At 59.5% G+C, this 23,489-nt stretch carries 26 protein-coding genes; 10 read left to right on the forward strand and 16 right to left on the reverse strand.

The genetic code is table 11. The features are described from left to right. On the forward strand, positions 1 to 1,017 hold the full coding sequence (locus P8O11_RS05245; protein WP_300292404.1) for a hypothetical protein: 1,017 nt from the start codon (positions 1 to 3) through the stop codon (positions 1,015 to 1,017). Here P8O11_RS05245 and glp read toward each other — a convergent pair. The 5 genes from glp to P8O11_RS05270 are packed head-to-tail and all read right to left on the reverse strand — an operon-like array spanning position 1,014 to position 5,058. After that, a complete protein-coding gene (gene glp, locus P8O11_RS05250) occupies positions 1,014 to 2,288 on the reverse strand; it encodes a gephyrin-like molybdotransferase Glp (RefSeq protein ID WP_300292406.1) in 1,275 nt (424 codons plus the stop codon). The genes P8O11_RS05245 and glp overlap by 4 nt on opposite strands. After that, complete coding sequence (locus P8O11_RS05255; protein ID WP_300292408.1) at positions 2,278 to 3,105, reverse strand: molybdopterin guanine dinucleotide synthesis; 828 nt, start codon at positions 3,103 to 3,105, stop codon at positions 2,278 to 2,280. The genes glp and P8O11_RS05255 overlap by 11 nt, the downstream gene beginning before the upstream one ends. After that, on the reverse strand, positions 3,102 to 3,593 hold the full coding sequence (mobB, locus tag P8O11_RS05260) for a molybdopterin-guanine dinucleotide biosynthesis protein B (RefSeq protein ID WP_300292410.1): 492 nt from the start codon (positions 3,591 to 3,593) through the stop codon (positions 3,102 to 3,104). Before mobB ends, P8O11_RS05255 begins: the two co-directional genes overlap by 4 nt. Beyond that, on the reverse strand, positions 3,590 to 4,180 hold the full coding sequence (gene mobA / locus P8O11_RS05265) for a molybdenum cofactor guanylyltransferase MobA (RefSeq protein WP_300292412.1): 591 nt from the start codon (positions 4,178 to 4,180) through the stop codon (positions 3,590 to 3,592). Before mobA ends, mobB begins: the two co-directional genes overlap by 4 nt. Then, positions 4,177 to 5,058: a formate dehydrogenase accessory sulfurtransferase FdhD gene (locus P8O11_RS05270; protein WP_300292414.1), complete on the reverse strand. Its 882-nt coding sequence runs from the start codon at positions 5,056 to 5,058 to the stop codon at positions 4,177 to 4,179. Before P8O11_RS05270 ends, mobA begins: the two co-directional genes overlap by 4 nt. 55 nt (positions 5,059 to 5,113) lie before the next feature. On the opposite strand from P8O11_RS05270, the gene P8O11_RS05275 reads away from it, so the two are divergent. Both P8O11_RS05275 and P8O11_RS05280 read left to right on the forward strand, forming a co-directional pair. After that, positions 5,114 to 5,830, forward strand: a complete 717-nt coding sequence (locus P8O11_RS05275; protein WP_300292416.1) for an AzlC family ABC transporter permease — start codon at positions 5,114 to 5,116, stop codon at positions 5,828 to 5,830. Further along, positions 5,827 to 6,153 (forward strand): AzlD domain-containing protein, encoded by a 327-nt coding sequence (locus P8O11_RS05280; RefSeq protein WP_300292418.1) that lies wholly within the window; start codon positions 5,827 to 5,829, stop codon positions 6,151 to 6,153. The genes P8O11_RS05275 and P8O11_RS05280 overlap by 4 nt, the downstream gene beginning before the upstream one ends. On the opposite strand, the gene P8O11_RS05285 is transcribed toward P8O11_RS05280, so the two are convergent. The 5 genes from P8O11_RS05285 to P8O11_RS05305 all read right to left on the reverse strand — a co-directional run bounded on the left by P8O11_RS05285 (position 6,150) and on the right by P8O11_RS05305 (position 10,201). Continuing rightward, the gene (locus P8O11_RS05285; RefSeq protein WP_300292420.1) at positions 6,150 to 6,761 is read right to left on the reverse strand and encodes a hypothetical protein; all 612 of its coding nucleotides are present in this window, start codon (positions 6,759 to 6,761) and stop codon (positions 6,150 to 6,152) included. The two genes, P8O11_RS05280 and P8O11_RS05285, sit on opposite strands and share 4 nt — an antisense overlap. Before the next feature lie 4 nt (positions 6,762 to 6,765). Then, complete coding sequence (locus P8O11_RS05290; protein WP_300292422.1) at positions 6,766 to 6,900, reverse strand: aa3-type cytochrome c oxidase subunit IV; 135 nt, start codon at positions 6,898 to 6,900, stop codon at positions 6,766 to 6,768. 82 nt (positions 6,901 to 6,982) lie between these two features. After that, positions 6,983 to 7,438, reverse strand: a complete 456-nt coding sequence (locus P8O11_RS05295) for a DUF6173 family protein (protein WP_089887505.1) — start codon at positions 7,436 to 7,438, stop codon at positions 6,983 to 6,985. A gap of 4 nt (positions 7,439 to 7,442) precedes the next feature. Continuing rightward, entirely contained in the window at positions 7,443 to 8,483 is a 1,041-nt protein-coding gene (locus P8O11_RS05300; protein ID WP_300292424.1) for an MBL fold metallo-hydrolase, read from the reverse strand. Further along, positions 8,480 to 10,201, reverse strand: coding sequence for an acyl-CoA dehydrogenase (locus P8O11_RS05305; protein ID WP_300292426.1), 1,722 nt, complete (start codon positions 10,199 to 10,201; stop codon positions 8,480 to 8,482). The genes P8O11_RS05300 and P8O11_RS05305 overlap by 4 nt, the downstream gene beginning before the upstream one ends. A gap of 96 nt (positions 10,202 to 10,297) precedes the next feature. Between P8O11_RS05305 and P8O11_RS05310 the strand changes: the two genes are divergently transcribed. Further along, the gene (locus P8O11_RS05310) at positions 10,298 to 11,245 is read left to right on the forward strand and encodes an L-threonylcarbamoyladenylate synthase (protein WP_300292428.1); all 948 of its coding nucleotides are present in this window, start codon (positions 10,298 to 10,300) and stop codon (positions 11,243 to 11,245) included. Positions 11,246 to 11,347: 102 nt separating this feature from the next. Here P8O11_RS05310 and P8O11_RS05315 read toward each other — a convergent pair whose 3' ends face one another. Further along, positions 11,348 to 11,908 (reverse strand): YqgE/AlgH family protein, encoded by a 561-nt coding sequence (locus P8O11_RS05315; protein WP_300292430.1) that lies wholly within the window; start codon positions 11,906 to 11,908, stop codon positions 11,348 to 11,350. Between the two features lie 128 nt (positions 11,909 to 12,036). Between P8O11_RS05315 and P8O11_RS05320 the strand changes: the two genes are divergently transcribed. Then, on the forward strand, positions 12,037 to 12,816 hold the full coding sequence (locus tag P8O11_RS05320) for a protein-disulfide reductase DsbD domain-containing protein (RefSeq protein WP_300292432.1): 780 nt from the start codon (positions 12,037 to 12,039) through the stop codon (positions 12,814 to 12,816). On the opposite strand, the gene P8O11_RS05325 is transcribed toward P8O11_RS05320, so the two are convergent. The 5 genes from P8O11_RS05325 to P8O11_RS05345 form a co-directional block, all read right to left on the reverse strand. Further along, positions 12,801 to 16,181, reverse strand: a complete 3,381-nt coding sequence (locus P8O11_RS05325) for an efflux RND transporter permease subunit (RefSeq protein ID WP_300292434.1) — start codon at positions 16,179 to 16,181, stop codon at positions 12,801 to 12,803. The two genes, P8O11_RS05320 and P8O11_RS05325, sit on opposite strands and share 16 nt — an antisense overlap. Before the next feature lie 3 nt (positions 16,182 to 16,184). Further along, a complete protein-coding gene (locus tag P8O11_RS05330) occupies positions 16,185 to 17,645 on the reverse strand; it encodes an HlyD family efflux transporter periplasmic adaptor subunit (protein ID WP_300292436.1) in 1,461 nt (486 codons plus the stop codon). A 74-nt stretch (positions 17,646 to 17,719) separates the two neighbouring features. Then, positions 17,720 to 18,172 carry an NUDIX domain-containing protein gene (locus P8O11_RS05335; RefSeq protein ID WP_300292438.1) on the reverse strand — a complete coding sequence of 151 codons (453 nt, stop codon included), beginning with the start codon at positions 18,170 to 18,172 and terminating at the stop codon, positions 17,720 to 17,722. Continuing rightward, complete coding sequence (gene moaB / locus P8O11_RS05340) at positions 18,169 to 18,711, reverse strand: molybdenum cofactor biosynthesis protein B (protein ID WP_300292441.1); 543 nt, start codon at positions 18,709 to 18,711, stop codon at positions 18,169 to 18,171. The genes P8O11_RS05335 and moaB overlap by 4 nt, the downstream gene beginning before the upstream one ends. Further along, positions 18,708 to 19,484 (reverse strand): uracil-DNA glycosylase, encoded by a 777-nt coding sequence (locus P8O11_RS05345; RefSeq protein WP_300292443.1) that lies wholly within the window; start codon positions 19,482 to 19,484, stop codon positions 18,708 to 18,710. Before P8O11_RS05345 ends, moaB begins: the two co-directional genes overlap by 4 nt. Positions 19,485 to 19,587: 103 nt before the next feature. On the opposite strand from P8O11_RS05345, the gene P8O11_RS05350 reads away from it, so the two are divergent. Genes P8O11_RS05350 through plsY form a run of 5 tightly spaced genes read left to right on the forward strand, consistent with a single transcriptional unit; the run spans position 19,588 to position 23,343 of the window. Next, on the forward strand, positions 19,588 to 20,553 hold the full coding sequence (locus P8O11_RS05350; protein WP_089887491.1) for an aspartate carbamoyltransferase catalytic subunit: 966 nt from the start codon (positions 19,588 to 19,590) through the stop codon (positions 20,551 to 20,553). Further along, positions 20,546 to 21,058 (forward strand): hypothetical protein, encoded by a 513-nt coding sequence (locus P8O11_RS05355; RefSeq protein ID WP_300292446.1) that lies wholly within the window; start codon positions 20,546 to 20,548, stop codon positions 21,056 to 21,058. The genes P8O11_RS05350 and P8O11_RS05355 overlap by 8 nt, the downstream gene beginning before the upstream one ends. Continuing rightward, on the forward strand, positions 21,055 to 21,465 hold the full coding sequence (locus P8O11_RS05360; protein WP_300292448.1) for a hypothetical protein: 411 nt from the start codon (positions 21,055 to 21,057) through the stop codon (positions 21,463 to 21,465). The genes P8O11_RS05355 and P8O11_RS05360 overlap by 4 nt, the downstream gene beginning before the upstream one ends. A 1-nt stretch (position 21,466) precedes the next feature. Further along, a complete protein-coding gene (gene pyrC / locus P8O11_RS05365; protein WP_300292450.1) occupies positions 21,467 to 22,735 on the forward strand; it encodes a dihydroorotase in 1,269 nt (422 codons plus the stop codon). Beyond that, the gene (gene plsY, locus P8O11_RS05370; RefSeq protein ID WP_300292452.1) at positions 22,735 to 23,343 is read left to right on the forward strand and encodes a glycerol-3-phosphate 1-O-acyltransferase PlsY; all 609 of its coding nucleotides are present in this window, start codon (positions 22,735 to 22,737) and stop codon (positions 23,341 to 23,343) included. The genes pyrC and plsY overlap by 1 nt, the downstream gene beginning before the upstream one ends. The last annotated feature ends 146 nt before the right edge of the window (positions 23,344 to 23,489 follow it).

The following is a 23,489-nucleotide window of genomic DNA, read 5'->3' on the forward strand; positions in this document are numbered from 1 at the left end:
ATGGCCGACCAAAACGAAACACGCCCAACACCGCTCGGTATTTATGACCGTGCCGTGGCCGACAAAATCACCGCGATCGAGATCATCGCGCTAAGCCTTTCGGCTGTCTGGCTTTTGGGCGCGGCTGTCTTTTTTCTCACCCTGCCAACCGAAGCATCTGCTGAGGATACAACCAATACATCACTGCGCTTTATGATGACGATGCTCGCTGTGTTCATGCCCGTTGGAATGATCTGGGTGGCCGCCACAGCCGCGCGCTCCTCCAAGATCATGCGCGAAGAAAGCCAGCGCCTCCAATCCGCGATTGATGCAATCCGCCACGCCTATATCGTTCAGAGCCAGAGCGGCAGGATCACAGCGGAGCCATCCGTTGCCCGCAAGCTCGAAGAAATCGCGGCAGCACAGCGCAAAACCGAAGCTGCGCTGGCCACATTTACATCGAGCCGCGAGGCCCAAAGCGCGCGCGCTGCGGCCACGGAACCCGCACCACAAGTCGATGAACAGACCACTCTACCGCTCGGCACAACAGCCGAAGACATGGCCGCCTCGATCAGCCGCGAAGAATTCATCCGCGCGATCAACTTCCCCGAAACAGCAGAAGACACCGTCGGCTTCAACGCGCTGCGGCGCGCCCTCAAAGACCGCGCTGTTGCGGGCCTCGTGCAAGCGGCCCAAGACGTGCTGACATTGCTCAGCCAAGACGGCATCTATATGGATGACTTACGCCCTGATATGGCCCGCCCCGAAGTCTGGCGCCAGTTCGCCCAAGGCACACGGGGCCGCCAGATCGCCGCACTCGGAGGCGTCCGAGACCACTCATCGCTCGCGCTCGCCTCTGGCCGTATGCGCGAAGACCCAATTTTCCGCGACGCTGTGCATCACTTCCTGCGCCGCTTTGACAAAAGCTTCACCCAGTTTGAATCTGAGGCAAGCGACACCGAAATTTCCGAGCTCGCCAACACCCGCACGGCGCGCGCTTTCATGCTCTTGGGCCGTATCGCAGGCGTGTTTGACTAAAGAAAACTGCTATAAGGGATATAGCGCACTTCTGTGCCACGCGTGACGTTCAGCGCGCCGTCAGGCAGCTCAACAAGCCCATCAGCCCAGCTCAGCCCACTGATCCGTCCCGAGCCTTCGCTCGCAAAGACTTCAACAGCCCCATCGCGCACACGCGCCCGCAAAAACTCGCGTCGGCCGGCCTTCTTGTTTTTCTCAAATGCAGCTGGCAGCAGATAGCCCTGCGGCACCTCCCATTCGCGCCCTGCCAACACGCCCATAGCTGGGCGCGCAAAGACAAGCGTACACACAAGCGCCGCAACAGGGTTCCCCGGCAGCCCGAAAACAGGCGTGCCATCCCACATTCCAAGGGCCAGAGGCCGTCCTGGCTTGACAGCAATACGCCATTCCTGCTTTATCCCCGCCTCGCTTAAGAGCGCGGACATGTGGTCCTCATCGCCATTGGATGCACCACCAGAGGTCAGGATCACATCCGCCAGTTTTGCCGCCTCATTGAGACGCTGGCGCAGCGTCTCGCGCACGTCGCCCACGCGCCCCAAGTCGACAGGCACAAAGCCCATCTCGGCCACGAGCCCCAATAGCATCACCCGATTGGCATCATAGATCTGCCCTGCCCCCGCCACCTCGCCTGGCTCGACGAGCTCATCACCCGTCGAAAGAACGCCGACGCGCAGGCGCTCGAAAACAGTCACAGCGCCGAGCCCTGTCGCCGAGGCGAGCGCAAGCTCTGCAGGTCCAAGCCTCTGCCCTTGCTGCAAAATCAGATCGCCCTCGGCCACATCTTCTCCCGCCTTGCGCGTGTTGGCGCGCGGCTTCACACCTGCGCGAAAGGCAATCTCGCTTGAGCTGGCGTTCACATCCTCTTCCAGAATGACCGTATCAACCCCCTCAGGAAGCGCCGCACCCGTCAGGATGCGGACCGCCGATCCATACGGAACCGCATGGCCAAGCGGAACACCCGCCGCCGCGCGCCCCTCAATCAACGGCAAGACCTGATCCCCCGTTCCCAATGCGTCATATGCAAAGCCGTAGCCGTCCACAGCCGCGTTCGGCAGGGGTGGATTTGATCGCTTGGCCACAACATCCGCCGCCAACACGCGCCCTAAAGCTGCATAAAGCGGAACACTCTCCTGCCCCACCACGGCGCGAAGCCGCGCCCGCAACCCAGCCAAAGCCTCCTCCACAGGCGTCCAGTCCACACCCGCAGGCAGTGCAAAACAATCGTCGCGCAGGGGCGGTGGCTTCAATCCTGTCTTATTCTCAGCAGTCAAGGTCAGCCTCCCGTCCCAGCCCTAGAATCCAGCCTTCTGTTAAGGCGCGCGGCTCCGTTACATCCAACATGGCCGCAAACACAGCGTCAGACAAGCCCGCGATCTTCCCCGCAAGAACCCGTACCTGTGCCGCATCCTTGATCTCACCTTCCGCCTGCTGGCGTACAACACTCTGCGCAATCAATGAGGGCCAGACTTCCGCCAAAACGACACGTGCCTCCCGCCAAGGCTCAAACGGCCAAGCTGCTGCGTCAAACCGCGCGCGCAGACGCGCCAGCACAGGCAGCCCCATCATCGTCTGCCCACCCACAGAGCCAGCCCCAGACATCTGCCAACAGGCAAACGCCCCCTTGGCTTGCGCCTCCGCGGCGCGCTTTTCGCGCATCCCGTGGCCATATCGCGAGCGGCCCTTGCGTGGCAAATCCACAATTTCGCGCGCCAGAGCATTGCCCCAAAACGGCCCCACGCCCGCAAAGTGGCGGTTCAACTCCCCCGCCAAATCGAACCGATTGTTCGCCTTCGGACTGTCCTCAACCCGCGCCTCAAACCATGCCCAAAGCGCCAGCGGATCAGCCTGCCCCGTGACGGCCTCGGCAAACCCGTCAGGGTACCCAAACGGAAAGTCAAAGCCGATCAGCACCCGCCCCTGACAGGCCGCAATCTGTGTTCCGATCCAGTCTTCCGCGAGTGTCCTGTTGCGTAAATATACAGGGCTCTCCCCCGCCACACAGGCCCAGATCGCATCTTTCTTTGGGCTTGCTCCACGATCGTTTCCGCCCGACCAATCGACAATAATAACCTTGTCAAAAAGGCTCAAAGCCCGACCTCTGCCAAGATGAAATCAGCAACCGCTTTGGTGTCATTCAGGTCAAAAACAGGCCGGTCCAGCACCATCGGTGTGTCTGAGGCAACAGCCCTCACCGTCGGGTCATCCTTCGCGATCAGGCTATTACCCGTCTCGGCGCGAAACGCCTCCACTTTGGGGTGGCTGTCGCGCTTGTACCCTTCAATCAGAACCAGATCGACAGGCGAGAGCCGCGCCAGAAGCACCTCAAGGCTCGGCTCAGGCGCGCCGCGCATCTCCTGCATAATCGCAACGCGCTTGCGTGACGCGAGCAACACTTCGCTCGCCCCAGCCGCGCGATGGCGGAAGCTGTCCTTGCCCTCATGGTCGACATCAAAGGCATGATGGGCATGCTTCACCGTCGAGACAGTAACCCCACGCGCGCAAATCTCCGCCACCAGCCGCTCCATAAGCCCTGTCTTGCCTGCGTTTTTCCAGCCGACGACCCCGTATAGTTTCATAAGCTCGCCTCTGCCTTCGCCAGATCCTCTGGCGTATTGATATTAAAAAACGGATCGCCCGCCCCGTCAAATTCCGCCACGCGCCCGCCATGTGCATCAGTCCACATCACGACCTTGCGCAACCCGCCCTCAAGTGCTGCGCGCAGATCATGACGCAGCGCCACAGGCCAAAGCCCAAAGGTTGGCTGCCGTCCGTCAGGCGTCGCGGCGAGTGCGAGCGGATGCTCCATGCCCTCAGTGGCCGCAAGAAGCCGCACCACAAGATCCTGCGGAAAAAAGGGCGTATCCCCCGCTGCCGTCACAATACTCTCAATGCTCTGTTCCGCCGCCCAATCAAGCCCCGCCAAGACGCCCGCAAGCGGCCCCGCAAAGCCGTCGACACTGTCGGCCACAACAGGCAGCCCAAAACGCGCAAGCCGCGCCGCATCTCCATTGGCATTCAAAGCCAAAGCGCTCACTTGTGGCTGAAGTCGCGCAATGATGCCCTCAAGCATCGGCGCCCCTCCAAGCGGCAAAAGGCACTTGTCCCCGCCCCCCATCCGCGTGGCGAGACCACCCGCCAAAATAACGCCTGCTGGCTCGGTCATACCGCCCCCTTACGTCCGCTTTTCCGCGGCTCTTCTGGCACAGACGCGGGGTCCGCATCCCAAACAAGCCGCTCATCGCCCGAAAGACACACAAAGCGATGCCCCCGCATCCGCCCCACAAGCGTCAGCCCCACCTGCCGCGCAATTTCAACGCCCCAAGCGGTAAAGCCCGAGCGCGATACCAGCGCAGGAATACCCATCAGCGCAGTCTTGATGACCATCTCGCTGGTGAGCCGCCCCGTGGTGTAAAGAAGCTTCCCTTCAGGCGAAATTCCCTCGGAAAACATCCACCCCGCAACCTTATCAACAGCATTATGCCGCCCAACATCTTCCATATAAACAAGAGGCCTGCCGCCTTCGCACAGCACAGTGCCATGGATCGCGCCTGCACTGAGATAGATCGATGGCGTACGGTTGATCTTCCCACTCAGCGCATAAAGATCAGACAGCTTCACTTCGCCCGAAGGCAGCGTCAGCCCCTCCAGACCCTCCATCATATCTCCAAAAACAGTCCCCACAGCGCAGCCAGAGGTGCGTGTCTTTTTCTCAAGCTTGTCCTCAAAGCGGGTGCGCTGGTCCGTGCGCACAACAACAGCCTCGGACTCCTCGTCATACTCCACACCAAGGACTTTGTCGGCATCAGTGATCATGCCCTGATTGCGTAGAAATCCCAGCGCCAGATACTCTGGGTAATCCCCAATTGTCATCGCTGTAACAATCTCACGCGCGTTCAGAAAGATCGTCAAAGGCCGCTCTTCCACCACGTTGATTTCGGTAATCTCACCGTTCTGGTCGCGCCCTGTGACGCCCCGTGTGAGGCGCGCTGCATCCGGATCAGGCGCAAGAATATAACTCTCTGTCTCTATCTCTTTGCCCATTTACCTTGCCCCCCAAAACGCGCTAGCCCGATTGCACCCAATGTAGAGGCAAGCCATGCGCTCAACCACACCAAAAACGCCGCTTCAGCAAGGCATACGCGACGCGGCGCCGTTTATCCTCGTGGTCACGCCCTTTGCGATCGTCTTTGGGGTCGTCGCAACAGAAGCAGGCCTCAGCATCGCCGAAACGCTCCTCTTCTCAATAGCGGTCATAGCCGGTGCGGCCCAATTTACCACGCTTCAGCTTCTCACTGAAAATGCCCCCGCCGTGATCGCGCTGCTCTCTGGCCTTGCGGTCAATCTGCGCATGGCAATGTACTCGGCCTCCCTCACGCCCCACTTGGGCGCCGCGCCCCTCTGGCAGCGCGCGCTGGTGGCCTATCTCACGGTGGATCAGTCCTACGCATGCTCTGTGGCAGCATTTGAGCGCAACCCGAGCTGGAGCCTCAAAGAGCGCACAACCTACTTCTTCGCCACCTGCATCCCCGTAATCCCAATGTGGTATCTGATGACCCTCGTGGGCGCCTTAATCGGTGAGAGCATCCCAGAGAGCTTCGCACTCGACTTTGCTGTGCCGATCACATTCCTCGCCATCATCGCCCCGATGATGCGCACACCCGCCCATCTCGCCGCCGCGCTTGTTGCCAGCCTATCCGCCCTCAGCCTGACATGGGTTCCCTTCGACCTTGGCCTCATCATCGCGGCCAGCTTGGGGATGATCACAGGTGCACAAGCCGAGCTCATGCTCACCAAACGGGGGCTTTTCAAATGATCGAACGTCCAGAACTCTGGTATGTGATAGCCGCCCTTGCCGCGGGTAGCTTTATGCTGCGCTTTACGTTTCTCGGACTTGTCGGCGACAGGCCGCTGCCAGAATGGCTCCTGCGCCATCTGCGCTATACGGCCGTCGCTGTGCTCCCCGCGCTCATTGCCCCGATGATCATCTGGCCCGCCGCCACAGGCGGCAGCTTTGATCTGCCCCGCGGTCTCGCCGCCTTGGCGACGCTCAGCGCAGGCCTATGGTTCCGCTCAGTGATTGTTTCCATCACCGCGGGCGCAACCACGCTCTACTTAGCGCTCTATCTTTTCGGTTAGTTGATTTTCACAAGTGCAGGATCGTAGGCGCGCAAATCAGCGTTGTCATATTCATAAAGCTTGCGCTCGGTCACACCTGGCAAAGCCCCGAACTGTTCGGCGAGCTTTTTCGGATACCAACCAACACTGACACTCTCCAAGCCAGAAAGCTGGCTCAAAATCCCCGATGTCGAAAGCGCACATTGCGCATCTCCGACATTGCCCCTTGCAAGCGCCAGTTGAAGCGCTTTTTCCGCCACATCAGGCGAGACTTCTAACTCTTGGACAATCACATGAAACGTCTCACGCGCGTGATACCGCGTGTAGACATCAGCCACCCGTGGGCTGATGCCAAAGAGCACATCGTTGCGCTCAGGAATAGACGGGTGATAAAAACTTCCTGCAGGATCCCAGATCACGCGCTGACTCGCTGAGATCATCAGGGATGTATGCGCCCCCACTCCGGAACGGTTGTTTATCATCGTAAACAGCGTGAGCTTTGTGGGCCCAGCATCACGATACTGCACTTTCGCAAGGTCTTCGTCAGAGGCCCAAGCTGCGGGCTTGGAACACGCCGACACTGTCAGCGCCAAACACAGCGCCACAAAAACCTTGAAAAAACAACGCATTAAATCAGCCGTTGACTATGTAAGCAAAGATCAACAAACCGATGCAAAAAATGGCCGTACGCGTCACCCAAGTCATGAAGCCGCTAAACGTTTCTTCTTGAACTTTGGTATCCATTTCGCCGTGCTTGTGGTCGCTCATAACTGTCTCCTAATTCGCGTTTGCAGCTAGATACTTTATTTGCGCGAGCCTGTCACTAGATTGCCGTGCAGTAGCTGCATTTTTACGCCTCGCCCTCTTCCAGCGCTTTGGCAAGCCTGAAGCCGATACGGTTTGGCGCCGCGGCAGGCACTTCTTTTGGGAGCGCCCGCAGCATAACATTAAGCTGGCTCACATGCTGCACCAGCTGGGTCTTGGCCCCGCTCGCATCACTTCCGTAAAACGTGACCATGTCAGGGTCAAAAAAGCCCATACCCTCGATCCGGAGGACACCAGCGTCACCGCCCGTAAAGCCCATGGCCACTTCGTGTTCGTTGTCGAGCTGTTCTTCAAAATTCTGAATATAGAGAATCAGCCGCTCATGTGCCCACTCGGCAGGGCTCTTCTGTGCAACAGGTTTATGGGTCACTGTGCTGGGCATTTCGCCCGCCTTGTTCTGCGGCTTACAATGCGCCTCGTGCCGCTTGGGCAGGGCTTCTGCCTCCATCGCTTCCGCCGACGTGACAATCATATCGCTCATAAACCTACCCCTTGCTACTCCACAACCATGCGCCATTTTCACAAAGCTTTCGCTCTGCAAGGCCTTCTAATAGCAAATGATTAAGGTGCGCGACAGCTTCCACAAGGGCCAATCCGTAAGTGCCGTGGTCAATTTTTCGTTTGAAAAGCACTGGAAAGCACTCAACAGCCGTCTTAGGCTCCTCAATAAAGGCGGCCAGACGGTCAAGCCCATGAACATGGTTTTCCCTCAGTTGTCGCATCCGAAATGGCAGCCCCGTAAAGGGCCGCTTATGCCCTGCGAGGACAATATGGTCCTCATGGGCGAGCTCCGCAAATTTCTCGCAAGAGGCGATCCAGTCACCCACAGGGTCCGCCATAGGCTCGGTCGGATAGACGCCAATGTTAGGGCTGATCGAACAGATGATCTGATCGCCCGACAGAACAAGGTTGTCTTCACGGCTCCAAAACGTCAGGTGCTCTGGCGCATGGCCATTGCCCTCGCGCACATCCCAGCTGCGCCCACCCGCATGGAGCACATCGCCTTCTTTGAGCCGCGTATAGCCCACAGGAATAGGCGCGCAAACATCGGCAAAGTTATAAGGCCGCTCGCTCATCCGTTTTGCAAGAATCTCAGAGTCCATCCCCGCTTCACGCCAAAAGGCCTCTGCCTGCGGCGTCGCCTCATCTTCAACATCGAGAATAAGCATCCTCGAGAGCAGCCAAGCGGTGCGCGAGGCCCAGAGGCTTGCGCCCCGCTCCATAAACCAACCCGCCATCCCGATATGATCAGGGTGATGATGCGTCAGGATAACACGGCTCACAGGCTTGCCACCCAGCGCCGTCTTGAGAAGCTCTTCCCACATCAGAACAGAGCGCCTGGTGTGAAACCCCGTGTCAATCAGCGTCCAACTGTCGCCCTCATCAAGGGCGTAGACATTGACATGATCCAACACCATAGGAAGCGGCAAGCGTATCCAGAGCACCCCCTCGGCCACTTCGATCCACCCGCCTGGTTCGGGCGCGTCCGGCCACGGATATCTTATGCCCTGCAAATCATCTCTCATGCGACGTCAAAGTCCTCGATATCAAGGGCGTAAAGGTCTGCATCGCCCTGCATGGCATGATCCAGTAGCGCCTTATACTCTGGCAACAAGCGGTTGATATAAAACCGTGCAAGCTTGGTGCGCGGGCCATTGGAGCCTTCGGAGACAGCGGCGCAGAGATGGTAATACCCGCCCAATACGCGCGCATAAGCCGCCAGAAAGGGAACAGACCCAGCAAACCGCGCGGTCATACTTGTCTGTGACACCATCCACTCGGTTGCTTCGCGCAGGGTTTCGGTCGCGTTCCAGATCAGCCCCGCCATAAGCGGCCGCGTGGCGCGCGCCTCTTCGGCAAAACGCTGCATCTCGTCTATCAGCGTATGCGCTGCCTCGCCCCCATCCATCAGCTTGCGCCCAACAAGGTCCATAGACTGGATGCCGTTCGTGCCCTCATAAATCGCGGTGACACGCACATCGCGCGAATATTGCGCAGCACCCGTCTCCTCAATGAAGCCCATACCACCATGCACTTGCACACCGATCTCAGCCACTTTGATGCCCGTATCCGTGCCAAAAGCCTTGGTGATCGGCGTGAGCAAAGCCGCCCGCGCCGCCCAGTCGGGCTCGCGCGTGGCATGGCTCATATCAATCGCCACAGCATTGGCCATCGCAATACAGCGCGCCGCAAAAAGCTCGGCGCGCATTGTTGCCAACATCCGCCGCACATCCGCATGATCAATAATAGCGCCTGTGCCGCCTGCAACAGGCGTGCGCCCTTGTTTGCGGTCTTTGGCATAAGCCAGCGCCTTTTGGTAAGCGCCCTCGCCCGCGCCAATCCCCTGACAACCAACGCCAAGCCGCGCGTTGTTCATCATCGTAAACATCGCGGCCATGCCGCCGCCCTCAGGGCCGACAAGCCAGCCGGTCGCACCGTCATACTGCATCACAGCCGTGGGACTGCCGTGCAGACCGAGCTTGTGTTCAAGACTGACAACATGCAGGCTGTTCGCCTCGCCCACCTCACCAGAAGCATCCGGTAAAAACTTCGGAACTAGAAACAGGCTGATCCCCTTTGTCCCCGCAGGTGCCCCGGGAAGACGGGCCAACACGAGATGACAAACATTTTCGCTGAAGTCGTTGTCGCCCCAGCTGATGTATATTTTCTGGCCCGTGATCGCATAAGTGCCGTCGCCATTGTCCTCGGCCTTACTTGACAAAGCGCCCACATCGCTACCCGCTTGCGCTTCGGTCAGGTTCATCGTGCCACACCACTCCCCCGAAACGAGCTTGGGCAGATAGATCGCCTTGATCTCCTCACTCGCGTGATGCTCCAACGCCTCGATCTGGCCCTGCGTCATCAGCGGGTTGAGCGCGATACTCAGGCAGGCCGCACTCATCATCTCGTTGACAGCCGTGGTCACTGTCATTGGTAGCCCCATGCCGCCATACTCCGGGCTCGCCGCCACCGAAATCCAGCCACCCTCACGGATCGCTTTGTAGCCCTCAGCAAAACCTTTTGAGGTGTGCACAACACCGTCTTCAAGGCGCGCAGGGTCCAGATCCCCGTTGCGCTGAAGCGGAGACAAAACCTCTTCACAGAGCCGTCCCGCTTCGGTCAAAATAGCCGAGGTCAGCTCCTCTCCCGCCTCCTCAAAGCGCGCAGTGGCGCTAACTTTGCCATATCCAACAATATGGCGCATGATGTATTCATAGTCTTGAACGGGGGCACGAAAGCTCATGGTCTTCTCCTTCTTCGGCCAGCAAAGCACAGCTTGGCAAGCCCTCGCCCCTGACCTACAAGCTTTCAAACCCCAATTCTGCAATAACGCGGCGTCATGACTTTATCATCTACCCTTCTTCTTTCTGCCGACGCGGCTGGTATCGCAGAGGCAGTCTCCCTTCTGCGCGCGGGCGAGCGTGTCGCGCTGCCCACAGAAACAGTCTATGGCCTCGGTGCAGATGCGCGCAATGGTGCGGCTGTCGCTGGTATCTACGCTGCCAAAGGCCGCCCAAGCTTCAACCCGCTCATCGTCCATGTTGCCCACCCGACCGATGCCGCGCGCTATGTCGAATGTTCTGACATGGCCGCTCGCCTCGCCGCCGCCTTCTGGCCTGGCCCTCTGACGCTGGTCTTGCCTTTGCGGGACGGCCACGGCATTGCCAGCCTTGTGACGGCAGGTCTTGATACTCTGGCCATCCGCTGCCCTGCACATCCTGTTGCGCAAGCGCTTCTGGAAGCCTTTGACGGCCCTGTGGCCGCCCCGTCTGCCAACCCCTCAGGCAAGATCAGCCCTACCACAGCCAACCACGTGCTTCAGGGGCTGGAAGGCCGCGTCGCAGCCGTTCTAGAGGGTGGTGCAGCCGAGATCGGGCTAGAAAGCACTATTGTCGGCCTTGCGGACAGGCCCACGCTTTTGCGCCACGGCTCAATAACACGCGAGATGCTGGAAGCGGCGCTTGGGACCCCCCTCCCAGAATCCACAACGCCCGCCGCCATAACGGCACCGGGCCAACTCGCCTCGCATTATGCCCCCGACGCCGTGCTGCGCCTCAACGTGACAGACCCTGCAGCCGACGAGGCCCTGCTCGGCTTTGGCCCAGTCGAGAACGCTGCGCTTAATCTCTCCCCTGCAAGCGACTTGCGCGAAGCCGCGGCCAATCTCTTTGCAATGCTGCGCGCGCTGGATGCGCAAGCCAGCAAAATCGCCGTTTCGCCTATCCCCGCTCGCGGCATCGGGCTTGCCATCAATGACCGGCTCTCCCGCGCCGCCGCACCACGCTAGACCTGTTCAGGGTTTGCGCTTTGACTGCGTCAAATCGCGGTGGCGCGAGAGGGGCCAGCCCCTCTCGCGCTATCCCCGGGATATTTCTGGAAAGAAAAAGGATCAGGCGCGCCCAGCCGTCGCAGACAGAAGCAGGGGATTGACGCCAAGCCGTTTCAACGCCGCGCTCCACATGTCTTCGCCCCCACCTCTGAGAACAAACGCCGCATCAGCTGGTCCGCTTAACCAGCCATTGGCAAGGATTTCGCCTTCAAGCTGTCCCGCGTCCCAGCCTGCATAGCCCAGCATCAAGAGTGCCGCGCTCGGCCCTGTGCCCGTGACCATATCTTCCAGCACATCCAGAGATGTGCTGAGCCGCAGCCCCTCCAGAACCAGATGACTGGAGCGCCCTGACACATATTCGCTGGAGTGAAGCACAAATCCGCGGCCCATCTCGACAGGCCCGCCAAAATTGACCTGTTGCGCAGCTTCAGGCGTGCCCAGCTCAAGCTGTTCGGCAAGGTCATGGAATGAGACATCACTTGACGGCTTGTTCAGGATAAGCCCCATCGTGCCCTCCGCCGAATGCTCACAAATCAGGATCACAGAGCGCTCAAACCGAGGATCGCCAATATCGGGCATCGCAATCAGAAGTTGCCCTGTCAGATCGCTATCGTCACGCACGGTTTTGCTCCATTTGGCTTTTGCCTCATTCTATCCAAGCCGCCCCGCCGCCCACAAGGCCCGCGCCCGAAATCTTTCTCGCTCTATTGTGAGTTGTCGTTTCGCGCGCTTTGGCCCATCTAAGGCAAATGACAAAAACGCTCGCACTCCTCCTTGCCCTCCTCGCGCTCCCTGCGCTGGCCAACCCCTATGCCGACAAGGCCCAAACCCGCGTCTTGCATGGCTGGGTCGAGCCTGACGGCACGCGCATGGCTGCACTTGAGATCACATTGGCCGAAGGTTGGCACACCTACTGGCGTGCACCAGGTGATGCGGGCATACCACCAAGCTTCAATTGGCAGGGATCACGCAACCTCGCAAGTGCCACACCCGCTTGGCCGCGGCCAACTGTCTACAGCCAGAACGGTATGCGCTCAATCATCTACACAGGGCGCCTCGTGCTCCCGATCGCCCTGACGCCCAAGATCTCAGGCAAATCGATCCGCTTCAAAGGCACAGTGGATATCGGCGTTTGCAAAGACATCTGCGTACCCCTTCAAATCGTGGTGGACGAGACAATCAAAGCAGACAGCACAGCCGCCACCCAAGCCATCAAAACAGCGCTCGACACTGTACCGCGCAAAGGCGCTCAACAGGTGAGCTGCGACACGACTCTTGGAACGCGTGGCATCCAGCTCACAGTGACCTCCAGCCTGCCGCATCTGGGCGGAGCGGAAGACGCAGCAATCGAGACAGGCGATCCCCTCGTTTGGGCCACAGACCCGGAGGTCAGCCGCAGCGGCCAGACCCTAACTCTCAAAACAGAGCTCATCCACGCGCTGAGCGGCACCTTTGCCCTCAACAGATCGGCCCTGCGCCTGACGCTGATCGGCGCAGACAATGCTATTGATATTCAGGGCTGCGACTGAGCCCGCGCCAACAGAGTTACGCCCGTCAAGGCAACCAGAGCGACAATCACAGCCACCCCCGCCAAAAACACACCCAGCGCTCCGAGCGCTGTACTGGCCGCGGCCAGCCAACCGATCAGCGGCGCAAACTGCCCGACAACTGCGTACCAGCCCAACGACAGAGCAAACCAAAGCCCGATCAGCGCCGCCCCGATCCCGACAGGGAGCTGAACTGCGCGGGAATCCTTGGCGCGCAAAGCCCGCCGCAAACTTCTGATCTGCTTTGAAAAATCAGCCTGCATCGCGATCAGCGAAGGCACAATCAACAGCACCAGAATCATCCCAAAACCCAGACCATAGACCAGTGTGATCACCGTTGGCTTGAGGAATTGCGCCTGCTGACTTGTCTCATAAAGCAGCGGTGCAAGGCCCAGAACTGTCGTCAAAGTGGTCAAAAGAACGGGCCGCAAGCGGTCCACCGCGCCATCAACAATCGACGGGATCAACCCGCGCTCTTCAGCGTAGTCGTCAATCGTGGTGATCAGTACAATCGAGTCGTTGATGATAATCCCTGTCATACCAAGCAAGCCAACTACCGTGAACATGCTCAAAGGGACATCCCAAGCGGCATGGCCATAGATTGTCCCGACAAGCCCGAAAGGAATAATCGCCATCACAACGGCAGGCCGCGTCCAGCTCGCAAAGACCCAAGCCAAGACAAGATAAATCCCCACAAGACACAGGATAAACCCGGTCAAAGCATCGTTGAGAAAGTCGCCCTCCTGCTCGGACAGCCCAGACAGCCGCCACTCGACCTGATACTGCGAAGCAATATCTGGCAGGATCGTGTCCTGAAGCGCCTGAACAATCTCCGCTGCCCGCGCCGCATCATCTTCGGATATGTCCCCTGTCACAGAAACAGTGCGCAGCCCGTTTTCGCGCCGAATGGTGGAAAAGCCCGCCTGCTCCCGCACGCTCACAACATCCGAAAGCGCAACATATTGCCCGTTCGGCGCGCGCATCTGTGTGCGGTATATAAAGTCCGCCGTCACCTCGTCATCAGGCAGCTCCACTCGGATCGTGGCCGAGCGCGCACCGTCAGGATAAGTCGCCGCCTCAAGACCACTCAAGCGGTGGCGCAACTCGCGGCCCACGCCATCAATGGTAAATCCAAGCGATTGCCCCTGCGCGCTCAAGTCCAGCACAAACTCGCCTTTATCATAGGCCAAATCGTCTTCAACACCGCTGACTTCGGGATATTGAACAACCGCCTCTTTCAAAGCCTCGCTCGCCGCCTTCAACGTATTTGCATCTGCACCAAAGAACTGCACATCAAGTGCTGAGCCCCCTGGCCCGGAACGCCAGCCACGAAAGCTAACGGTTTCCAGAAGCGGATGGGTCGGCAAGCGGTCTTGCAACTCGGCCAGAAATGCAAAACTCGAATAGGGTCGCAAATCCGCGTCAATCAGCTCGATCGCCACTGCGCCAAGCTCGTCTGGCTCTTTGGTATCTGCGCCTGCGAGCGGCGGCCATGTGTTACCACCCACTTGCGCCAGCACATAATCAATCGGGTTTCTGCCGTGCTTGGCCTCATACTCCGCCCCGAGCTCGTTCACCGTCTGCTGAAGCAAACGCATCATCGTGAAAGTATCCTCGCGGCTTGCGCCCGGGACCATGGCAAAATTGCCCGAAATAGACGCTCGCTCAGGCGCATTGAAAAAGCGCCACTGCACATCACCGCGCACAAATAGCGCAACTTGGCTCGCCAGCACAAGGATCACACCCGCAAAAACAGGGTAGCGCAGCTTCACAACCCAAACCATGGCAGGACGGAAATAACGCTCCCGAACATGTTCAAAACCGCGGTTCACAACCCGGCTGGGCAAATCGTACCAATGGGTCTCAAACGCATGCTTGAGAGAGTGCGCCATATGGTTGGGCAGAATGAGGAAACACTCCACCAAACTGGCCAGCAAGACCACCACCACAGTGAAAGGAATATCCGAAATCAGATCACCAAAGCGGCCCTCCACAAAGGTGAGCGCAAAGAACGCAATTACAGTGGTCAACGTGGCTGAGAACACAGGCAGCGCCATCCGCTTCGCGGCGTTTTCTGCTGCCTCCACAGGCCCCTCGCGCAGTTTCCTGAGCCGCGCATCCGCATGCTCGCCAACAACAATCGCATCGTCCACAACAATGCCAAGCGTGATGATCAGCGCAAACAGCGAGATCATATTGATCGTCAGCCCCCATGCAAACATCAGCGCAATCGCAGCCAGCATCGAAACAGGAATACCCGCCGCAACCCAAAGCGCCGTACGTGCATTGAGAAACAAAAACAGCAGCGCCACCACGAGACCAAGCCCCATCAAGCCGTTGTCGAGCAGAATGTCGAGACGCCCCGTAATCGCCTCGGCCCGTGTCCGGATAAGATCAATCGAAACATCGGGGGGAAGCGTCGCCTCAAGCGCCGCAGCAACCTTCTCGACAGAATGCTGAATGCCAATCGCATCCCCGCTCGCCGAGCGATCCACCCGCACAGAAATAGCGGAGTTTTCTCCTACAAAATATGTCTCGCCACGAAGCGCGCCCTCGACCTCAAGGCGCGCCACATCGCCAATCGTCAGCTTGGAGCCATCCGCCAGTGCCTTGATCACGATTTGGGATATCTGCTCAGGGCTGCGCTTCTCCACACCCGTACGCACCCGTGCATTGGCCCCGGTCACATCCCCAGCAGGGTCGGCATTCACCTCTTCCCCAATCGCCCCCGCGATCTGGGCAAATGTAATATCATGTTCGATCAAGTCGCGCGTGGAGACAATCACATTGGTCTTTTGGCCTGCAACGCCGCGGATCGTGGTACGCGTTACACCTTCCTGAAAAAGCCGCGCCACAAATTCATCGGCAAACCGCGCCAACTGGTCCGCGCCCACAGGCCCCGTGATCACGACATCGGTCACACGGTCCCGCCAGACGCCCCGCTCGACTTTTGGATCATCCGCTTCATCGGGCAGAAGCGTGACAAAATCCACAGCCGCCTGAACATCGTCAGCCGCGCGCGCCATGTCCCAGCCGGGCTCAAAATCAAGATCAATCCGCGCTGAGCCTTCACGCGATAAAGATGTCGCCTCAGCCACGCCCTCAACGGTCAGGAGAGCAGGCTCCAAAACCTGCACAATCCCCGCGTCGACATCTTCCGCGCCAGCGCCTTCCCATGTGACACTGACGGAGACATTATCAACAATAACATCAGGAAAAAACTGCGCACGCATCCGTGGCATAGCCACAAGGCCCGCCACAATCAGGCTCACCAAAAGCAGGTTGGCCACAGTCCTGTGGCGCGTAAAATACGAGATAATCCCGCCGATCAGCCCCACATCGCGCATGTCTTATCCCCCCATGCGGCTTTCAATCCGCTCCACCATCTTCAGCGGAACTTCAGCCGCCTGAAGCTGCGTCAAAAGCCGCTCCTGCACATCCTTGGGCATCATCTTGTTGGCAGCAACAGCCGCCACAAGTTTGGCGCGCCGCTCCTCACTGAGTTCGATCATTTCTGGAGCCGCAGGCGCCACAGCTTCTGCCCCAGTCTCGACAGCCGTCACACTGATCCCCGCGCCCAAAAGAGGCGTGCGCTTTGAGACAATAAGCTGCCCTGCAAGTTCGGGCGCTCGGATGATAACGCTGTCCCCCTGTCGCCGCAAAAGCTGCACCTGAACAAGCTCAAGCCGTCCACCCTCACCAATCAGCAGGACAGAGCCGTCGGTTCCCAGTGCCGTTGCCGGTATGGGCGAAACGGCCTCAATCGGCGTCTCTTCAATCTGCACCCCGACAAAGTCACCGGGTTTAAAGCCCTTCGCCTCGGCCAGCTGAGCAAAAAGCGCCCGGCCCGTTTCGCCGCCGAGATTGGCCGCGCCTGCACGGCTTAGCCGCGCTTCTGTCGCAAGGTCGGTTCCGAAATCTTCCAAAATCACATCAAGCTTGGCAGTCTTGAGGCGCCCGTCCGCCTCCAAAAGACGCCCATAATCCTGCGTCGAAACCCGAAACGCCACTTCAAGCGCATCAGGGTCTACGAACTCCGCCAGCCGTTCGTTGGCACTCACAAGACGCCCCTCAACCGCATTCACACTGCTCAAGACTCCGTCAAACCGCGCAGTGATCTCTGTCTCTGCAACCCGCCGCTCCGCCTCGGAGAGCTGGATGCCCGCCCGCGCCAGCCGCGTGGCCGAACTGTCAAGCCGCGCCTCGGCCTGCGCCAAAGCCTGCCTGCGCGTCAAAACCGCAGCCTTGGCCGCGCTCGCAGCAATTTCTGCCGCCTCCACAGCCGCATCTGTTCCCACACGCCGCGCTTTCAGATCCCGTTGACGCACGAGCGCACGCTCGCGCAAGGCCGCCTGCTCCTCAGCATTGCGCAGCTCATCGCCCGCCAAAGCAAGAGCGCGGGCAGCATCGCGCCCCTCGGCCTCAGCATCCATCTGATCAGCCTCCGCCCGCTCAAACGCCGCGCGCGCATCTGCATCATCAATCTTGAGCATGACTTCGCCCGCCGCAAAGCGGCCGCCCTCAACAAATGCCTCACTCATTTCAACGATCGTGCCGCCAACAGCAGGACGAATCTCAAGCGTCCGCAGGCTCTTCACCTCGCCATAAGCCGAAATCACGGGCGTCAGCGTTTCTGTGACAACCCGTTGAGCATTTACAGAAAAGACCCGCTCGCGCGCTGGCGGCACACGCGCCTCTTGGCTCATACGGTCCTCAACAGCACCGCGCACCAAGATCGCCCCATAGGTCAAAAGCCCGAGCGTCACGGCAAAGATAAATAGCCCTGTCAAACCACGCTGTAAAAACCGCATCTATGTTCCTTTTGGCACGTCAGTGAGCCGCAAATTGCAGGCATAGCATTACATATACGCATGACACCTGCGTTTCAGTCGAAAATCTTTTCAAAAAACTGTTTATAGGTCGAGATGAATTCATAATCCCTAACCTGCGCTTCCGTCAAAAACGCAAAGCCAGCGCCCTCGCCGAGCCTGATCTCGTCTGGGCGCACAGGCCGAGCAAGCTCAAACACATAAATCCGCCAGTTTGACAAAGTCTGCGAAGCCACCTGCACCATAGGGGCCAACTCGCCCTCGGCAATCACAATCCCCGTTTCCTCAAAAAACTCGCGCACAGCGGCGGCGCGCAGGCTCTCGCCCGCCTCAACCTTGCCGCCAAACAGGCCCCAAATCCCGCCCGCAGCAATCCCGGGCAAATCGTCCCGAAGCTGGCACAGCGCGCGCCCATGCGCATCGCGGGCATAAATCGCAGCAACTTTGATCAGCGCAGGCCCGTCTCGTGGCTCCATCAGAGGGCCCAATGGCTCAAAGATATCGCTCATTTGCGTCGCTTGTGCTCTTCAAGTCGCGGCATGATCTCAACAAAGTTGCAGGGCCTGTGACGATAATCCAGCTGCCACTTCAGGATGTCGTCCCAGCCGTCCTTACACGCTCCCGGGCTGCCTGGCAGCGCGAAGAGATAGCAACCGCCCGCCACACCCGCGGTCGCGCGGCTCTGCACAGCACTCGTGCCGATCTTGCCAAAGCTGATCATCGTAAACAGCGTGCCAAAGGCGTCGATCTCTTTTTCGTAAACATCCCGATGAGCCTCAACGGTCACATCCCGCCCCGTCAGCCCCGTGCCGCCTGTCGAGATAATGACATCAACTTCATCACTGGCCACCCAGTCCCGCAGTTGCTGCGCGATATCGCCGCGCTCATCACGCACAATCGCCCGTTTCGCCAGCACATGCCCCGCTTCCATCAGCCGCGCCACAAGCACATCACCCGAGCGGTCCTCGGCCAGCTCCCGCGTATCACTGACCGTTAAAACAGCAATCCTCACGGGAATAAACTCACGGCTCTCGTCAATTCTGCTCATGCAAGCCTCGCTTTAATCTCTAACAAATCCGCCCATGCCGCGCGCTTCAGCTCAGGCTGGCGCATCAAAGTCTCTGGCGGAAACGTCGGCATCGCCGGCAAGCCAAACGCCTCGCCCCATGTGCCGCGCAGACGCGTAATCCCGCGCTGCCCCAGCACCGCATCACAAGCAATATTACCCATCAGTATCAAGATGTCAGGCTTCGCCAAAGCAACATGCCGCGCCACAAAGGGCCGCATCATGGCAACCGCGTCAGGACTTGGCCCCGACTGGTTCAAGAGCCGCCACGGCATCACCGTGCTGACGTAAACACTTTCTTCAAGGCTCAGACCAATCGCGCCAAGCATCTTTCCCAAAAGGGCAGCCGACTGCCCGACAAAAGGCTTGCCCTCGCGGTCCCCCTCGCGGTCCGGCGCTTCGCCAAGGATCATCACACGCGCCCCAGCCACACCATCAGCAAACACAAGGTTGCGCGCCCCGCGCTTAAGCTCGCAATGCTCAAAGCGTTCCAGCGCCGCACGCAGCTGGCCCAAATCCTGAGCTTGCTCGGACGCCATGCGGGCCTCCGCCACAGCGTCAATCTTGGGCGCTTGCACATATCCGGTCTGCACATGTGGCGCCGCCTCGGCTTTCGCAGCGGCAGGATTGGCCTTCACCTTTTCAACAAGCTCAAAGCGGTTCACAGGCCTTTCGCTCAGCGCCTCATCAGCTCCGAGTTCAACCTGCCATTCAAGAGCCGCCCGCGCCGCCCAGTAGTGTTGTGCCGATTCCATGCAAACACCCTAGCGCATCCCTGAGACCGCCAAAACACCGAAAGCAGATTGCACGCTCCCCGCCCCCGCTTTATAAGCTCAGGAAATTTGCGAGGGACAGCCCATGAGCTTTGCACATCGTCACCTGTTAGGGATCGAGCCGCTCTCCCAATCCGACATTACTTCTATTCTTGATCTGGCCGACAAATATGTTGCGCTCAATCGCTCGGCACACAAACACTCCGATGCGCTGGCAGGCCTGACCCAGATCAATATGTTCTTTGAAAACTCGACCCGCACACAGGCGTCTTTCGAGCTTGCAGGCAAGCGCCTCGGCGCAGATGTGATGAACATGGCGATGGGCGCAAGCTCTATCAAAAAGGGCGAAACGCTGGTTGATACGGCCCTCACGCTCAACGCCATGCACCCCGATCTCCTCGTCGTGCGCCATGGCAGCTCAGGTGCGGTCGATCTTCTGGCCCAAAAGGTCAATTGCGCCGTGCTCAACGCGGGCGATGGCAGCCACGAACACCCGACTCAGGCGCTGCTCGATGCGCTGACAATCCGCCGCGCCAAGGGCCGCCTGCACCGCCTCTCGATCGCAATCTGCGGCGATATCGCCCACTCCCGCGTCGCACGCAGCAATATCATGCTGCTCGGCAAAATGGAAAACCGCGTCCGCCTGATCGGGCCGCCCACGCTTATGCCCAGCCAGATCGACGAGTTTGGCGTAGAAGTCTTTGACGACATGCGCGAAGGGCTTGAAGGCGTCGATGTCGTGATGATGCTCAGGCTCCAGAAAGAGCGCATGGATGGCGGATTTATTCCCTCCGAGCGCGAGTATTATCACCGCTTCGGCCTCACCGCCGAAAAGCTCGCCCACGCCAAACCAGATGCGATCGTCATGCACCCCGGCCCAATGAACCGCGGCGTCGAGATCGACGGCGAGATTGCCGATGACGTGACCCGCTCTGTCATTCAGGAGCAGGTCGAAATGGGGGTCGCCGTGCGCATGGCCGCGATGGACCTACTGGCGCGCAATCTGCGCGAAAGCCGCGCGGCCGCCGCTTCAAAGGACACCTATGTCTGAGCAGCCCGTCCCTGTCACAACCCTTCTGGATGACGAGGCCTTCCTTGGCACATACCAGCCCGACATTTGGGTCTTTGTGCAGCGCAGCCTGATCATCGGCCTTCTGACCGCCGTGGTCTTCGGCCCGCTCATCGGACTGCCGCCCGAATACTGGCTGCCAATCATGGGCTTCACGACAGTCTTCTCCGCCTTCATCTTTGATGATTACACCAGCTGGCTCAACCACCGCGCCGATGTCTGGCACCTGACATCGCTTCGCCTCATTTACGAAAACGGCAACGCCCCCGAGCAGAATGCCGCCGTCAATCTCGCCGATATCCACGCCACCCAGCGCAAACTCTACAAAAACCTGCGCCTCGATCTTGAAACAGGTCAATCTGTGCTAATGAAATACCTCACCAACCCCCGCGCCACCGAGCGCGATATCGACATCGCCCGCCTCGCCCTCATGGGCAGAATCGCCGACGAAGCCGATATCCCCACCGCTGAGGAAGCCAAATCATGAGCCAGATCATCGCAACCTTTCCCCCAGCCCGCAGCACCTACATCCGTGAGCATATCCTGCTCGCGGCCCTCGGTTCGTTGCTCCTATCGGGCGTGCTCTTCTATGTCGGCAATCCCCATCCATGGACAGGCATCGTCGGCTCCGTCCTCGCCATTGGTGCGCGCGGCGCTTACGCGATGAGCGAACAGCTCGGCATGGTCTGGAAGCTGAGCGACACAAAGCTCATCGGCCCCGACGAGCGCGTGATCCCGCTCGCCAATGTCGCTGACGCCCGCACTATGCTCTCCGCCCTGCAAGTCGTTACCCAAACGGGCGACAAATACCTGATCAAATACCAAGCCGACCCCGCCGCAGGCGCGAGCCTCATCCTAAAGACCCGCGACGCTGCGCTGAGCGCAAGGAGCTAATATGAAAACCCTCTTCACCAACGCCAAGCTCATCGACCCCGAGGCCCAGACCGAGGACACAGGCTGGCTCCTTGTGCAGAACGGCGCAATCGCCGCAACAGGTCAGGGCGAGCCACCCCAAGCAGACGAAACAATTGATTGCAATGGCCTCTGCCTCGCCCCGGGGATTGTCGACATCGGCGTCAAAGTCGGCGAACCAGGCGAGCGCCACAAAGAAAGCTATGCCTCCGCCGCCCGCGCAGCGGCCGCTGGTGGGGTCACAACAATGGCCATCCGCCCTGATACCTCCCCCGCGATCGACACACCCGAAGCGCTGGAGTTTGTCAAACGCCGCGCCAATGAAGACAGCGCCGTCAATGTCCTCCCCCTCGCCGCGCTCACAAAGGGGCGCGAGGGCCGCGAAATGACAGAGATCGGCTTCCTGATGGATGCAGGCGCTGTAGGCTTTTCCGATTGCGACGCCGTCGTGACCAATACCAAAGTCTTCCAGCGCGCGCTGACATACGCCCGCTCCCTCGGCGCACTCGTCATAGCACACCCCCAAGAGCCGATCCTCTCCGCAGGTGCCGCCGTCACCTCTGGCAAGTTCGCAACGCTTCGTGGCCTGCCCTCCGTCTCGCCCATGGCCGAGCGCATGGGCCTTGATCGTGACATCGCGCTCCTTGAGATGACAGGCGCGCGCTACCACGCCGATCAGATCACAACAGCCCGCGCCTTGCCTGCACTTGAGCGCGCAAAGCGCAACGGCCTTGATATCACCGCAGGCACCTCGATTCACCATCTCACGCTCAATGAGCTGGACGTTGCCGACTACCGCACCTTCTTCAAATTGAAGCCGCCCTTGCGCTCTGAGGATGACCGTCTCGCCACAGTCGAGGCCCTCGCAAGCGGCCTCATCGATACGATCAGCTCGATGCACACACCTCAAGATGAGGAGAGCAAGCGCCTGCCCTACGCCGAGGCCGCTTCTGGCGCGGTTGCTCTGGAAACACTTCTGCCCGCCGCCCTGCGCCTTGTTCACGCAGGTAGCCTCACGCTTGCGCAACTCTTCCGCGCGCTCGCGCTCAACCCGGCCAAGCGGCTTCAGCTCGCCTCTGGCCGCCTGAGCAAAGGCGCACCCGCCGATCTGATGCTCTTTGACCCAAACAAGCCCTTCGTACTTGATCGTACCACGCTTCTGTCAAAGTCCAAAAACACGCCCTTTGACGGCCAGCGCCTGCAAGGTAAAGTCGTGGCAACTTATGTCGCTGGTAAAAAGGTCTTCGGCTGATGCCCCTCATCGAACACTCCGCCCTCGTTCTCGCCCTCTGGGCCCTCATCGGCTATCTCTTCGGCTCTGTGCCCTTCGGCGTCTTGATCTCTCGCGTGATGAACCTCGGAGATCTGCGCGCCATCGGTTCGGGCAATATCGGCGCAACCAATGTCTTGCGCACAGGCAACAAGACCGCCGCGTTGCTCACGCTTCTGCTGGATGGCGGCAAAGCAGCAGTCGCTGTGCTCCTTGCCCGCGCTTTGGCTGGCGAAGACGCGGCCCAGCTTGCGGGCCTTATGGCGTTCCTCGGTCATTGCTTCCCCATCTGGCTGCGCTTCAAGGGCGGCAAAGGCGTCGCTACATTCATCGGGCTAATCCTTGCGCTCAACTGGGCTGTGGGCCTTGCCGTCTGTGCGACATGGCTCCTGGCCTTCGCAATCTGGCGCATCTCCTCGCTCGCGGCTGTCGCTGCCGCCAGCGCCTCAACGGTCTGGATGGCCACACTTGGCGCGCATCAGCTCCTGCTGCTCGGCATTGCCCTGACAGCGCTTGTGTTCTTCACCCACCGAGCCAACATCGACCGCCTCCGCGCAGGCACGGAGCCAAAGTTCGGCGGCAAAAAGTAAAACAGAAAGGGGCGTGCAAAACTTGCACACCCCTGACAGCACCGAACGCTGCGTTGACTAATTTTCTCTTAACAAAAGAGCCATTCAGGCGGTGCACGCATTGTGCACGGGTTGTGCACGCATATCACCCCCCCCGATTTTGGGAG

This window comes from Lentibacter sp., assembly GCF_029254145.1.
Classification (GTDB): domain Bacteria; phylum Pseudomonadota; class Alphaproteobacteria; order Rhodobacterales; family Rhodobacteraceae; genus Lentibacter.

Coding starts and splice junctions, on each gene's coding strand:
- P8O11_RS05290 (WP_300292422.1), bottom strand. CDS start 6,900: ATGAGCGACCACAAGCACGGCGAAATGGATACCAAAGTTCAAGAAGAA.
- P8O11_RS05320 (WP_300292432.1), top strand. CDS start 12,037: ATGACAAAAACGCTCGCACTCCTCCTTGCCCTCCTCGCGCTCCCTGCG.
- P8O11_RS05305 (WP_300292426.1), bottom strand. CDS start 10,201: ATGAGCTTTCGTGCCCCCGTTCAAGACTATGAATACATCATGCGCCAT.
- P8O11_RS05345 (WP_300292443.1), bottom strand. CDS start 19,484: ATGGAATCGGCACAACACTACTGGGCGGCGCGGGCGGCTCTTGAATGG.
- mobB (WP_300292410.1), bottom strand. CDS start 3,593: ATGAAACTATACGGGGTCGTCGGCTGGAAAAACGCAGGCAAGACAGGG.
- P8O11_RS05280 (WP_300292418.1), top strand. CDS start 5,827: ATGATCGAACGTCCAGAACTCTGGTATGTGATAGCCGCCCTTGCCGCG.
- P8O11_RS05275 (WP_300292416.1), top strand. CDS start 5,114: ATGCGCTCAACCACACCAAAAACGCCGCTTCAGCAAGGCATACGCGAC.
- P8O11_RS05270 (WP_300292414.1), bottom strand. CDS start 5,058: ATGGGCAAAGAGATAGAGACAGAGAGTTATATTCTTGCGCCTGATCCG.
- P8O11_RS05355 (WP_300292446.1), top strand. CDS start 20,546: ATGTCTGAGCAGCCCGTCCCTGTCACAACCCTTCTGGATGACGAGGCC.
- P8O11_RS05300 (WP_300292424.1), bottom strand. CDS start 8,483: ATGAGAGATGATTTGCAGGGCATAAGATATCCGTGGCCGGACGCGCCC.
- P8O11_RS05285 (WP_300292420.1), bottom strand. CDS start 6,761: ATGCGTTGTTTTTTCAAGGTTTTTGTGGCGCTGTGTTTGGCGCTGACA.
- pyrC (WP_300292450.1), top strand. CDS start 21,467: ATGAAAACCCTCTTCACCAACGCCAAGCTCATCGACCCCGAGGCCCAG.
- plsY (WP_300292452.1), top strand. CDS start 22,735: ATGCCCCTCATCGAACACTCCGCCCTCGTTCTCGCCCTCTGGGCCCTC.
- P8O11_RS05310 (WP_300292428.1), top strand. CDS start 10,298: ATGACTTTATCATCTACCCTTCTTCTTTCTGCCGACGCGGCTGGTATC.
- P8O11_RS05360 (WP_300292448.1), top strand. CDS start 21,055: ATGAGCCAGATCATCGCAACCTTTCCCCCAGCCCGCAGCACCTACATC.
- mobA (WP_300292412.1), bottom strand. CDS start 4,180: ATGACCGAGCCAGCAGGCGTTATTTTGGCGGGTGGTCTCGCCACGCGG.
- P8O11_RS05335 (WP_300292438.1), bottom strand. CDS start 18,172: ATGAGCGATATCTTTGAGCCATTGGGCCCTCTGATGGAGCCACGAGAC.
- P8O11_RS05350 (WP_089887491.1), top strand. CDS start 19,588: ATGAGCTTTGCACATCGTCACCTGTTAGGGATCGAGCCGCTCTCCCAA.
- P8O11_RS05330 (WP_300292436.1), bottom strand. CDS start 17,645: ATGCGGTTTTTACAGCGTGGTTTGACAGGGCTATTTATCTTTGCCGTG.
- P8O11_RS05325 (WP_300292434.1), bottom strand. CDS start 16,181: ATGCGCGATGTGGGGCTGATCGGCGGGATTATCTCGTATTTTACGCGC.
- P8O11_RS05295 (WP_089887505.1), bottom strand. CDS start 7,438: ATGAGCGATATGATTGTCACGTCGGCGGAAGCGATGGAGGCAGAAGCC.
- P8O11_RS05245 (WP_300292404.1), top strand. CDS start 1: ATGGCCGACCAAAACGAAACACGCCCAACACCGCTCGGTATTTATGAC.
- moaB (WP_300292441.1), bottom strand. CDS start 18,711: ATGAGCAGAATTGACGAGAGCCGTGAGTTTATTCCCGTGAGGATTGCT.